Here is a 12,091-nt window from a genome sequence, read left to right on the forward strand (position 1 = left end):
GGGACTTTCCCGCAATTGCCCTGAGGTTCTATCGACATGTCGGCCGTTCGCAGCAAAATTTGTGGGATTACCCGCATAGAGGATGCGTTGGCGGCGGTTGAGGCCGGGGCCGATGCCATCGGATTTGTGTTCTACGCCAAAAGCCCGCGGGCGGTGACGTTCCAGCAGGCGAGGGCGATCATCAAGGCCTTGCCGCCGTTCGTGACCACCGTGGGTTTGTTCGTCAACGCCAGCCGTTGCGAGTTGGGGGAAATCCTCGACGCCGTGCCACTGGACCTGTTGCAGTTCCATGGCGACGAAACCGCCGCTGATTGCGAAGGCTGGCACCGACCGTACATCAAGGCATTGCGGGTCAAGGCCGGTGATGACATCGCGGCAGCTTGTGACGCATACCCAAGTGCCAGCGGTATTTTGCTCGACGCCTATGTCGAAGGTGTTCCTGGTGGAACCGGTGAAGCCTTCGACTGGTCACTGATACCGCAAGGCTTGAGCAAGCCGATCATCCTGGCGGGTGGCTTGACGCCAGATAACGTCGCCGAGGCGATTGCCCGGGTTCGGCCTTACGCGGTGGACGTCAGCGGAGGGGTAGAGGCGAGCAAGGGCATCAAGGATCACGCAAAGATTCAGGCATTCATCAAAGCGGTACGCGGTAGCACGTCGTTGATGTGACGGCTGGCAGACTGCCGCCGTCCACTGCTCTGTACAAAAGAGGTGCACCTGCACAAAGCAGGCATGGCTGAGAATTTTTGGGTCGTACGCAGGTCAGCGTCTCGCTGACCCGGCAATCCATCGATCATCGCTACACATATGAATTTAGCTCAAGGGCATACGCGGGGCTGCGAACCAGAGCGTTCGGGCCGCCGGTACTGGAGAAAGAAAGCATGAGCAACTGGTTAGTAGACAAACTGATCCCTTCGATCATGCGTTCCGAGGTCAAGAAGAGCTCGGTGCCTGAAGGTCTGTGGCACAAATGCCCGTCTTGCGAGGCGGTGCTGTATCGTCCGGAGCTGGAAAAGACCCTGGACGTTTGCCCCAAGTGCAACCACCACATGCGTATCGGCGCACGCGCGCGCATCGACATCTTCCTCGACGCTGAAGGTCGTGCCGAACTGGGCGCGGACCTGGAGCCGGTTGACCGTCTGAAGTTCCGTGACGGCAAGAAGTACAAGGATCGCCTGACCGCTGCACAAAAGCAGACCGGCGAAAAAGACGCACTGATCTCCATGAGCGGCACCTTGCTGGGCATGCCGGTCGTGGTGTCGGCTTTCGAATTCTCCTTCATGGGTGGCTCGATGGGTGCCATCGTCGGTGAGCGCTTTGTGCGCGCCGCCAACTACGCCCTGGAAAACCGTTGCCCGATGATCTGCTTCTCCGCTTCCGGCGGTGCACGGATGCAGGAAGCGCTGATCTCCCTGATGCAAATGGCCAAGACCTCCGCGGTGCTGGCACGTCTGCGCGAAGAAGGCATTCCGTTCATCTCGGTGCTGACCGACCCGGTCTACGGCGGTGTTTCCGCCAGTCTGGCGATGCTCGGCGACGTGATCGTCGGTGAGCCGAAAGCCCTGATCGGTTTCGCCGGTCCGCGCGTGATCGAACAAACCGTTCGCGAAAAACTGCCGGAAGGCTTCCAGCGCAGCGAGTTCCTGCTGGAGCACGGCGCGATCGACATGATCATCCCTCGTCAGGAGCTGCGTCCCCGTCTGGGCAACCTGTTGGCGCAACTGACCGGCAAGCCGACGCCTAAATTCGTCGCCGCGCCAGTCGAGCCGATCGTGGTCCCACCGGTACCTGCGAACCTATGATCGAGCGCACCCTTGGCGAGTGGCTCGCCTACCTTGAACAGTTGCATCCTTCGGCCATCGACATGGGGTTGGAGCGTTCGCAACAGGTAGCGTCCCGCATGGGGCTGGGCAAGCCGGCGCCTCGGGTGATCACGGTCACCGGCACCAACGGCAAAGGGTCTACCTGCGCATTCGTGGCTTCATTGCTGCGGTCGCAGGGCCTGAACGTGGGTGTCTACAATTCTCCGCACCTGCTGCGTTACAACGAGCGGGTGCAGGTCAATGGTGTCGAAGCCACTGACGCGCAGCTGTGCGAAGCCTTTGCCGCGGTCGAGGCGGGTCGCGGCGAAACATCCCTGACTTACTTCGAAATGGGCACCCTGGCGGCGTTCTGGCTGTTTCAACAGGCCGGTCTCGATGCGGTGGTGCTGGAAGTCGGTCTGGGCGGGCGCCTGGACACGGTCAACGTGGTGGACGCCGATATCGCGCTGGTCACCAGCATTGGTGTCGACCATGCGGATTACCTGGGTGATACCCGCGAATCCGTGGCCTTCGAAAAGGCCGGAATCTTCCGCCAGGGCGCTCCTGCACTGTGCGGCGATCTGAATCCTCCTCAACCTCTGCTGGATAAGGCGCGCGAGCTCAATTGCCCGTTTTTCCTGCGTGGGCGCGATTTCGACCTCGGTATCACCGATTACAACTGGCAATGGCGCGGCGTTGATGCTCAAGGGCGTGCGGTCGAATTGCACGATCTGCCATTGCTCGATCTGCCGATGGAAAACGCTGCACTGGCGTTGCAGGCTTACCTTCTGCTCGGTTTGCCTTGGGTGGATGCGCAGATTATTGAAGCGTTGAAAGCGACGCGGATCGTCGGTCGTCTTGATCGTCGGCAGTTCGACTGGCAGGGCAAGCGTCTGAATCTGCTGCTGGACGTGGGGCACAACCCTCACGCGGCAGAATATCTGGCTCGGCGTCTGGCCAGTCGACCGCTGGCCGGCAAGCGTCTGGCGGTGTTCGGGTTGTTGGCGGACAAGGACCTGGATGGTGTTGTCGGTGAATTGAATGCTAGTGTCCAGCATTGGGCCGTCGCGCCGCTGGATTCGCCGCGAGCACGGCCGGTAGCTCAGTTGCACGCAGCGTTGCAGAACCTTGGCGCCTCGGTTACGTGCTATGACAGCGTGGCCGCTGCCCTGGAAGGGCAGTGCGCGCAGGCGACGAGCGACGACGAGATTCTGTTATTCGGATCATTTTATTGTGTCGCCGAGGCCCTTGAGTGGCTGGCCCGGCACTCCACGGAGGAAGCGGCAAATGGCTTTGCTGGATAAGGCGTACAAGCAGCGCATGGTCGGTGCCTTGGTGCTGGTGGCGCTGGCGGTGATTTTCTTGCCGATGCTGTTTTCCCGTCAGGACGAACAGCGCCAGGTAAGGGTCGACGCGCCTGCCGCACCGCATGCCTCCTCGTTACCGCAAGTGCAGATCGAGCCGGTCGCGGTGCCTGAACCACAGGCATTGCCGCAAGAGCCTGTGCCAAGCGACGATGAAATTGCCGAGCAGCAAGCGCCGTCGGCACCGATTGCACCAACGGCTCCCGTAGCGCCAGCGCCGCCGGCTGCCAAGCCAGTCGCGCCGCCAGCAGCGCCAGTTGCCAAGCCTGTGCCGGCACCTGCCCAGCCAATCGCGGTTGCACCGACCAAGCCGGTCGCTACTCCAAGTCGCGTCGATGCCAATGGCCTGTCGGTCAGCTGGTCGGTGCAACTGGCCAGCCTGGCGAGCCGTGAGAGCGCTGAAAGTTTGCAGAAAACCCTGCGCAGCCAAGGCTATAACGCCTACATTCGCTCCGCCGATGGAAAGAATCGAGTGTTCGTCGGGCCGCTGATCGAGCGTGCGGAAGCCGATCGTCTGCGTGATTTGTTGAGTCGCCAGCAGAACCTCAAGGGTTTTGTGGTGCGTTTCCAGCCTGAGCGCGGCTAAATCTATCACCCCGATTTGAAAAGCACTGACAATCTCAGCTTACCGACAGCCATGGGCTCTGCTAAAATGCGCCGCCTCATCTGTCTGTAGGCTGCACTGTGCCATTTACCTGGGTTGACTGGGCGATCGTTGCAATCATCGCCATCTCCGCTTTGATCAGTCTGAGCCGCGGCTTCGTCAAGGAAGCACTCTCGCTGCTGACCTGGATCATCGCAGGAGTCGTTGCCTGGATGTTCGGTGGTTCATTGTCCGAGTACCTGGGCGGATACATTGCTACGCCGTCGGCTCGTGTGATCACGGGCTGTGCCATCATGTTTGTCGCCACTTTAATCGTAGGCGCAATGATCAATTATCTTATCGGCGAGTTGGTTCGCGTCACCGGGCTATCCGGGACCGATCGATTCCTCGGCATGGCTTTCGGCGGGGCGCGTGGCGTGTTGCTGGTGGTCGTGGCGGTCGGGCTGTTGAGCCTGGGGCCGGTACAGCAGGACGAGTGGTGGAAAGAGTCACAGCTCGTGCCAAAATTTCTATTGGTCGCAGACTGGTCCAAAAACCTGATCCTCGGGTGGAGCAGTCAGTGGCTTGCCAGCGGAATCAGCGTACCCGCTGATATTCCGTTCAAGGAGCACCTCTTGCCGACGGCCAAAACGCCTCAGTGAGTTGTGTTCAGTTCAGATCCATTAAGTAGGGGTTGCGTCGCATGTGTGGCATCGTCGGTATCGTCGGTAAGTCGAACGTCAATCAGGCGCTGTATGACGCGCTAACCGTCCTCCAGCACCGCGGCCAGGACGCTGCCGGTATCGTGACCAGCCACGATGGCCGGTTATTCCTGCGCAAGGACAATGGCCTGGTGCGTGACGTGTTCCATCAGCGTCACATGCAGCGCCTGGTCGGCCACATGGGCATTGGCCATGTGCGTTATCCGACCGCGGGCAGCTCGACCTCGGCCGAAGCTCAACCGTTTTACGTCAACTCGCCGTACGGCATTACCCTGGCGCACAACGGTAACCTGACCAACGTTGAACAATTGGCCAAGGAGATTTACGAATCTGACCTGCGCCACGTCAACACCAACTCCGATTCGGAAGTGCTGCTCAACGTGTTCGCACACGAGCTGGCCCAGCGTGGCAAGTTGCAGCCGACTGAAGAAGACGTGTTCGCGGCCGTCACCGACGTGCATAACCGTTGCGTCGGTGGTTACGCAGTCGTGGCGATGGTGACCGGTTATGGCATCGTCGGTTTCCGCGATCCGCACGGCATCCGCCCAATCGTTTTCGGTCAGCGTCATACCGACGAAGGCGTCGAGTACATGATCGCCTCCGAAAGCGTCTCCCTGGACGTGCTCGGTTTCACCCTGATTCGCGACCTGGCACCGGGCGAAGCGGTCTACATTACTGAAGACGGCAAGCTGCACACCCGTCAGTGCGCGACCAACCCGTCGCTGACCCCGTGCATCTTCGAACACGTCTACCTGGCACGTCCGGACTCGATCATCGACGGCGTTTCGGTTTACAAGGCGCGTCTGCGCATGGGCGAGAAGCTCGCCGAGAAGATCCTGCGCGAGCGTCCGGACCACGACATCGACGTGGTCATCCCGATTCCGGACACCAGCCGCACCGCGGCCCTGGAGCTGGCGAACCACTTGGGCGTCAAGTTCCGCGAAGGCTTCGTGAAGAACCGCTACATCGGTCGGACCTTCATCATGCCGGGTCAGGCTGCGCGGAAAAAATCCGTACGCCAGAAGCTCAACGCCATCGAACTGGAGTTCCGCGGCAAGAACGTGATGCTGGTGGACGACTCCATCGTTCGCGGCACCACCTGCAAGCAGATCATCCAGATGGCTCGCGAAGCCGGCGCCAAAAACGTCTATTTCTGCTCCGCGGCCCCGGCCGTGCGTTACCCGAACGTCTACGGCATCGACATGCCGAGCGCTCACGAGCTGATCGCCCATAACCGTTCGACCCAGGACGTTGCCGACCTGATCGGCGCTGACTGGTTGATCTATCAAGATCTGCCTGACTTGATCGAAGCGGTCGGTGGCGGCAAGATCAAGATCGACAAGTTCGATTGCGCGGTGTTCGACGGCCATTACGTCACCGGCGACGTCGATGAGGCTTACCTGAACAAGATCGAGCAGGCACGTAACGATGCCTCCAAGGTCAAGACCCAGGCAGTCAGTGCGATCATTGATCTGTACAACAACTGAGTAACTACCGGCCCTGAGGGGCCGGTTTTGTATCTACTAAATAAAGAGCAAGGCAAGGAGTGACAGCATGAGTCAGGATTGGGATGCCGGTCGGCTGGACAGCGACCTCGAAGGTGTAGCGTTCGATACCCTGGCCGTACGCGCCGGTCAGCACCGCACGCCGGAAGGCGAACACGGTGATCCGATGTTCTTCACTTCCAGCTACGTATTCCGTACCGCCGCCGACGCGGCTGCGCGTTTTGCCGGTGAAGTGCCGGGTAACGTTTACTCGCGCTACACCAACCCGACCGTGCGCGCGTTCGAAGAGCGCATTGCCGCGCTGGAAAGCGCCGAGCAAGCAGTGGCTACGGCGACTGGCATGGCCGCGATCTTGGCGGTGGTAATGAGCCTGTGCAGTGCCGGCGATCACGTGCTGGTGTCGCGCAGCGTGTTCGGCTCGACCATCAGTCTGTTCGAGAAGTACTTCAAGCGCTTTGGCATCGAAGTCGATTACGTAGCTCTGGCGGACTTGTCCGGCTGGGATGCGGCGATCAAGGCCAACACCAAATTGCTTTTCGTGGAATCGCCTTCCAACCCACTGGCCGAGCTGGTGGATATCACCGCCCTGTCGGAAATCGCTCACGCCAAGGGCGCGATGCTGGTGGTCGACAACTGCTTCTGCACGCCTGCGCTGCAGCAGCCACTGAAGCTGGGCGCGGACATTGTCGTGCACTCGGCGACCAAGTTCATCGACGGCCAGGGTCGTTGCATGGGCGGTGTCGTGGCGGGTCGCAGCGAGCAGATGAAGGAAGTCGTCGGTTTCCTGCGCACTGCCGGGCCGACCCTGAGTCCGTTCAATGCCTGGATTTTCCTCAAGGGCCTGGAAACGCTGAGCCTGCGCATGAAGGCGCATTGCGCCAATGCCCAGCAACTGGCTGAGTGGCTGGAGCAGCAGGACGGCATCGAGAAAGTCCATTACGCCGGCCTCAAGAGCCATCCGCAGCACGAACTGGCCCAGCGTCAGCAGAAGGGTTTCGGTGCGGTCGTAAGCTTCGAGGTCAAAGGCGGCAAAGAGGGCGCCTGGCGCTTTATCGATGCGACTCGCCTGATCTCCATTACCGCCAACCTGGGCGACAGCAAAACCACCATCACGCACCCGAGCACCACCTCTCACGGCCGTCTGGCGCCGCAAGAGCGTGAAGCTGCGGGGATTCGTGACAGCCTGATTCGCATTGCGGTCGGTCTGGAAGACGTGGCAGACCTGCAAGCCGATCTGGCGCGCGGGTTGGCTGCCTTGTGATCGAGTTGTCGTCGCCGACCACGGGTACCCATGGCCGCGTCGCGCTGGTCACCGGTGCCGCGCGCGGCATTGGCCTGGGCATTGCGGCCTGGCTGATCAGCGAAGGCTGGCAGGTGGTGTTGACCGATCTGGATCGCGAGCGTGGTTCGAAAGTGGCGAAGGTGCTCGGCGAAAACGCCTGGTTCATCGCCATGGACGTCGCGAATGAAGCGCAGGTGGCGCTGGGTGTGGCCGAGGTGCTGGGGCAGTTCGGGCGTCTGGATGCGCTGGTGTGCAATGCGGCGGTGGCCGATCCGCACAACATCACCCTGGAAAGCCTCGACCTGGCCTACTGGAACCGGGTGTTGGCAGTGAACCTCAGTGGGCCGATGCTGTTGGCCAAGCACTGTGCGCCGTACCTGCGCGCTCACAGCGGCGCCATCGTCAACCTGGCCTCGACCCGCGCCGCGCAGTCGGAACCCGACACAGAGGCTTATGCGGCGAGCAAGGGCGGCCTGTTGGCCCTGACTCACGCCCTGGCCATCAGTTTGGGGCCAGAGATTCGCGTCAATGCGGTCAGTCCCGGCTGGATCGATGCGCGGGATCCAGCGGCACGGCGCGCCGAACCGCTGACTGACGCCGATCATGCGCAGCATCCGGCGGGCAGGGTAGGGACTGTCGAGGACGTGGCGGCAATGGTGGCCTGGTTGTTGTCGAAGAACGCTGGTTTTGTCACGGGCCAGGAGTTTGTGGTCGATGGTGGCATGACCAAGAAGATGATTTACAGCGAGTAACAGGGCAGGGGCGCCGTCCCCGGCATTGATGTTGAATGTGTTGCCATCATCGTCGGCTCGCCGCCGAGAGTCGGGTCGCTCCCACATTAGAAAACCTGTTGTCTGAAGAGGCGCGGTCCACTGTGGGGGCGAGCGTGCTCGCGAAAGCGGTCTGACGGTTGTCGGCCTAGTCCGGAATGACACGATTTTGTCTTTTTTAGAAAAACTTCAAGCGGGGTATTGACTTAGCTTCGGTACCTGCGTAAATTTCGCGGCCTCAGAGATGCAAAGGGTGATTAGCTCAGCTGGGAGAGCGTCTGCCTTACAAGCAGAATGTCGGCGGTTCGATCCCGTCATCACCCACCAACTCTTGAGACTCTTGTGTAAGCAAGAGGGAAGCTGAAAAGCCTCCACCGACGCGCAGCGGTAGTTCAGTCGGTTAGAATACCGGCCTGTCACGCCGGGGGTCGCGGGTTCGAGTCCCGTCCGCTGCGCCATATTTTCCGAGTCAGGTTTACCCTGGTTCGAGATTGAAAAGCGAGATTGAAAAGTCTCGAAGTTTCAATCAGACGAGTTACTTGAGCGTCAGCTCAAAGCGATACGCAGCGGTAGTTCAGTCGGTTAGAATACCGGCCTGTCACGCCGGGGGTCGCGGGTTCGAGTCCCGTCCGCTGCGCCATATCTGCCTCAAGGCCCACTGAACGCCTTGAAGCTACGAAGAAGGCCGTTGGCAATCTTCGAGTCGATAGCAAAGACCCTGGTCGAAAGACCGGGGTTTTTTGTGTCTGCGATTTGGCTTTTTCTTCTTTCGCGCCTTTGCGCTCTGATCCTTCTGCATCCAGTCTCGGCGCTACAACGGCCGAGTCACTTTGCGCGCCACTGACATCTGTTGGGCTTCGACGGCGACTTCGCTACAAGAAGTCGCCGCTCCTGAGTCGGTCGATCAGACCCCAAGCTTGTCCCGCAACCCGTAATACCAAGCGCCCAACGCGGCGAACGGTGTGCGCAGCAATTGCCCGCCGGGGAACGGGTAGTGGGGGAGGTCGGCGAAGGCGTCGAAGCGTTCAGCCTGACCACGCAATGCTTCGGCCAATACCTTGCCCGCCAGGTGCGTATACGTCACGCCGTGGCCACTGCAGCCCTGGGAGTAGTAGATGTTATCGCCCAGTCGCCCGACCTGAGGCAGACGTGACAGGGTCAGCAGGAAATTGCCGGTCCAGGCGTAATCGATCTTCACGTCCTTGAGTTGCGGGAAGGCCTTGAGCATCTTCGGTCGAATGATCGCCTCGATGTTCGCCGGGTCCCGCGCGCCATACACCACGCCGCCACCAAATATCAGGCGTTTGTCGGCGCTCAGGCGGTAGTAGTCGAGCAGGTAGTTACAGTCTTCGACGCAGTAGTCCTGAGGCAGCAGGCGCTTGGCCAATTCATCGCCCAAGGGTTCGGTGGTGATCACTTGAGTCCCGCAGGGCATCGACTTGGCCGCCAGCTCCGGCACCAGATTGCCGATGTACGCGTTGCCGGCGACGATGATGAATTTGGCCCTGACCTTGCCCTGAGGCGTATGCACCACCGGGTTGGCACTGCGCTCGATGCGCACTGCCGGCGATTGCTCGTAAATAGTGCCGCCCAACGACTCCACGGCTGCTGCTTCGCCCAAGGCAAGATTGAGTGGATGAATATGCCCGCCACTCATATCGAGCATGCCGCCGACATATTGATCGCAAGCCACTACCTCGCGGATGCGACGCTGATCCAACAGCTCAAGCTGCGTATGACCGAAACGCTCCCACAGGCGCTTCTGAGACTCCAGATGGCCCATCTGCTTGTCGGTAATGGCGGCGAACACACCGCCATCCTTCAAGTCGCACTGGATATTATATTTGGCCACTCGCTCACGAATGATCCGCCCACCTTCGAACGCCATCTGCCCCAGCAACTGAGCTTGCTTGGGGCCGACGCTGCGCTCAATCACATCGATATCACGGCTGTAGCTGTTAACGATCTGGCCACCGTTGCGTCCCGACGCACCGAACCCGACCTTGGCGGCTTCCAGCACCGTAACCTTGAAACCGTTTTCCAGCAGGAACAGAGCAGAGGACAGGCCGGTGTAACCGGCGCCGATTACACAGACATCAGTCTCTACATCATCCTGCAGGGCCGGGCGCGCTGGTGCCGCATTGGCCGACGCGGCGTAATAGGACTCTGGGTAGGGAGTGTTCGCCATCCTGCAGCCTCTGTTTAATATATTTTACGAGTGCATTGATCCTACCCGAGTTAAAAATCGACCGCCAGCCACCGGAAAATCTTCTTTGCCACAGAGAAATTAAATATTTTGCATATTCATAGGGTTAGGTGAAAAAAAGGTGTTGACACCCCTCCGGAATTCCGTAGAATGCCGCCTCACAGCAGGCACGTAGCTCAGTTGGTTAGAGCACCACCTTGACATGGTGGGGGTCGTTGGTTCGAGTCCAATCGCGCCTACCAAACAAAATCCGCTCTGCTGGGCGGTCTAGAAGGGCTCACCGAAAGGTGGGCCCTTTTTTGTTGTCTGCGATTTACCTGGTTTTTGCAAAATCCTCAAAAACGCCAACTCGGCGCCTCACTTCCAGTAAACACTGTTGCTGAACTAATACCGCCATAGCCGTCTACATTCTTCAGGGGACATCCCCTTTCGGAGAGAATGGATATGTTTAGATCTCGCTCGTTGATCGCCGCTATGACGTGTCTTGCCTTGGTGTCTGGTTCAGTGACTGCATTGGCCGACCCGGGAAACGGGAAAGGCCAGGGAGGTGGCAAGGGAAATCCACAATACAACCAGGACCATGGCAACTCCGGCCATGGAAACAAGGGGAAAGGTTCAGGGGGGGGCGATTGGAGTCACGGCCCGAGCATCGACCACGGTAACGTCCTTGGCATCGTGGGTGGTTATCGTGGCTACTGGAGCCCCGGGCCCGCCTTGCCACCCGGTATTCAGAAAAACCTCGCGCGCGGTAAACCTCTGCCGCCGGGGATCGCCAAAAAACTCGATGGCCGTCTGCTCGGCCAGCTTCCCCACTACGATGGCTATGAGTGGCAGCAGGCTGGCACTGACTTGATTTTGGTGGCCATCGCTACCGGGATCATCTACGAGGTGCTCAATGGTGCGTTCGATTGATGTGAGGGCGATAAATTTCAATTGCGCCCTTGCCGTATAACGACCAGCAACATCGCGGGAAGCAGTGTGCCGGTTCGATCACTGCACATTGCTTGCCCGCTGGTCGCCGGCCTTTGAACTGTGTGGGGTGGAGACGGTCAATTATTCCGTGCAATATCAACCTCCACGGAACCTCACCATGCTATTAAAAAACAAGAGTTTTGTTGCCGTCATGTCCTGCGTGATGATGCTTGCAGCCGCCCCGTTATTGCCCGCTGAACTGTCCATCATGAGCTCCGCCTACGCGAAGGATGGTGGCAATGGAGGTGGTGGCGGCGGTGGTAACGGTGGTGGCAATGGCGGCGGTAACGGCGGTGGTCATGGTGGCAACGGCGGTTCCGGCCATTCCGGCGGCGTCAGTAGCAATGGCCGTGGCGCAGGCTTGAGTAGCGACCATGTCGGCCTTGGTGCAGGCTTGAGTGGCACCCATGTCGGCCGTGGTGCAGGCTTGAGTGGCACCCACGTCGGCCGTGGCGCAGGCTTGAGTGGCACCCATGTCGGTCGTGGTGCAGGCTTGAGCAGCGACCACGTCGGCCGTGGCGCAGGCTTGAGTGGCACCCATGTCGGCCGTGGCGCAGGCTTGAGCAGTGATCACGCCGGCAAAGCCGTCCGGGACCGTGGCGTCAATGGCAACCACTTTGGTAGCGAACGTAACAGTGACCGTGGCCATGGCGCAGTCACTTCGGGCATTGCGCATTCCAGGGACACGCGAGGAGTTGCCAAGGCCTCTGCCATTTCGGCCACTACGCCTGGCGATCACAACACGAAAGGGTTGAGCAGCGCTCGTACTTCGATCTCGAAACGACTGGATTAAGTCCAGGACTCTCAAAAACCGGGTATCCATCAGGAACCCGGTTTTTTTTCGCCTGCAATTTGCCCGATGGCGAGGTGCGGGAGATCAGCCCA

The 12,091-nt window shown here is 59.9% G+C and carries 10 protein-coding genes, 4 tRNA genes and 2 pseudogenes; 15 read left to right on the forward strand and 1 reads right to left on the reverse strand.

What is annotated here, in order from left to right:
* Positions 1–36 precede the first annotated feature (36 nt).
* The 11 genes from F475_RS09540 (at position 37) to F475_RS09590 (ending at position 8,668) form a co-directional block, all read left to right on the forward strand.
* Positions 37–669, forward strand: coding sequence for a phosphoribosylanthranilate isomerase (locus F475_RS09540; RefSeq protein ID WP_018928092.1), 633 nt, complete (start codon positions 37–39; stop codon positions 667–669).
* A gap of 212 nt (positions 670–881) precedes the next feature.
* Positions 882–1,802: an acetyl-CoA carboxylase, carboxyltransferase subunit beta gene (gene accD, locus F475_RS09545; protein WP_007935172.1), complete on the forward strand. Its 921-nt coding sequence runs from the start codon at positions 882–884 to the stop codon at positions 1,800–1,802.
* Positions 1,799–3,106 carry a bifunctional tetrahydrofolate synthase/dihydrofolate synthase gene (folC, locus tag F475_RS09550; RefSeq protein WP_111453794.1) on the forward strand — a complete coding sequence of 436 codons (1,308 nt, stop codon included), beginning with the start codon at positions 1,799–1,801 and terminating at the stop codon, positions 3,104–3,106. Before accD ends, folC begins: the two co-directional genes overlap by 4 nt.
* Positions 3,090–3,752 carry an SPOR domain-containing protein gene (locus F475_RS09555; RefSeq protein WP_018928090.1) on the forward strand — a complete coding sequence of 221 codons (663 nt, stop codon included), beginning with the start codon at positions 3,090–3,092 and terminating at the stop codon, positions 3,750–3,752. Before folC ends, F475_RS09555 begins: the two co-directional genes overlap by 17 nt.
* A gap of 98 nt (positions 3,753–3,850) precedes the next feature.
* On the forward strand, positions 3,851–4,411 hold the full coding sequence (locus F475_RS09560) for a CvpA family protein (RefSeq protein WP_018928089.1): 561 nt from the start codon (positions 3,851–3,853) through the stop codon (positions 4,409–4,411).
* Positions 4,412–4,452: 41 nt separating this feature from the next.
* Positions 4,453–5,958 carry an amidophosphoribosyltransferase gene (gene purF / locus F475_RS09565; RefSeq protein WP_018928088.1) on the forward strand — a complete coding sequence of 502 codons (1,506 nt, stop codon included), beginning with the start codon at positions 4,453–4,455 and terminating at the stop codon, positions 5,956–5,958.
* Positions 5,959–6,025: 67 nt separating this feature from the next.
* Positions 6,026–7,237 carry an O-succinylhomoserine sulfhydrylase gene (locus tag F475_RS09570; protein ID WP_111453795.1) on the forward strand — a complete coding sequence of 404 codons (1,212 nt, stop codon included), beginning with the start codon at positions 6,026–6,028 and terminating at the stop codon, positions 7,235–7,237.
* Complete coding sequence (locus F475_RS09575) at positions 7,234–8,010, forward strand: SDR family oxidoreductase (protein ID WP_018928086.1); 777 nt, start codon at positions 7,234–7,236, stop codon at positions 8,008–8,010. The genes F475_RS09570 and F475_RS09575 overlap by 4 nt, the downstream gene beginning before the upstream one ends.
* 269 nt (positions 8,011–8,279) lie before the next feature.
* Positions 8,280–8,355 (forward strand) — tRNA-Val (locus F475_RS09580).
* Positions 8,356–8,409: 54 nt separating this feature from the next.
* Positions 8,410–8,486: transfer RNA gene (locus F475_RS09585), tRNA-Asp, on the forward strand.
* Between the two features lie 105 nt (positions 8,487–8,591).
* Positions 8,592–8,668: transfer RNA gene (locus F475_RS09590), tRNA-Asp, on the forward strand.
* A gap of 264 nt (positions 8,669–8,932) precedes the next feature.
* Here the strand turns inward: F475_RS09590 and F475_RS09595 are convergent.
* A complete protein-coding gene (locus F475_RS09595) occupies positions 8,933–10,216 on the reverse strand; it encodes an FAD-binding oxidoreductase (RefSeq protein WP_018928085.1) in 1,284 nt (427 codons plus the stop codon).
* A 183-nt stretch (positions 10,217–10,399) separates the two neighbouring features.
* Here F475_RS09595 and F475_RS09600 point away from each other — a divergent pair.
* The 4 genes and pseudogenes from F475_RS09600 to F475_RS31005 all read left to right on the forward strand — a co-directional run.
* Positions 10,400–10,476: transfer RNA gene (locus F475_RS09600), tRNA-Val, on the forward strand.
* A gap of 202 nt (positions 10,477–10,678) precedes the next feature.
* Positions 10,679–11,146 (forward strand): anti-virulence regulator CigR family protein, encoded by a 468-nt coding sequence (locus F475_RS09605; RefSeq protein ID WP_026286579.1) that lies wholly within the window; start codon positions 10,679–10,681, stop codon positions 11,144–11,146.
* A gap of 178 nt (positions 11,147–11,324) precedes the next feature.
* Positions 11,325–11,543, forward strand: a pseudogene (locus F475_RS31000) (hypothetical protein); the annotation flags it as partial.
* 207 nt (positions 11,544–11,750) lie between these two features.
* Positions 11,751–11,999: pseudogene (locus tag F475_RS31005) on the forward strand (hypothetical protein); the annotation flags it as partial.
* Positions 12,000–12,091 lie beyond the last annotated feature (92 nt).

This window comes from Pseudomonas sp. URMO17WK12:I6 (assembly GCF_003253625.1).
Lineage (GTDB): Bacteria > Pseudomonadota > Gammaproteobacteria > Pseudomonadales > Pseudomonadaceae > Aquipseudomonas.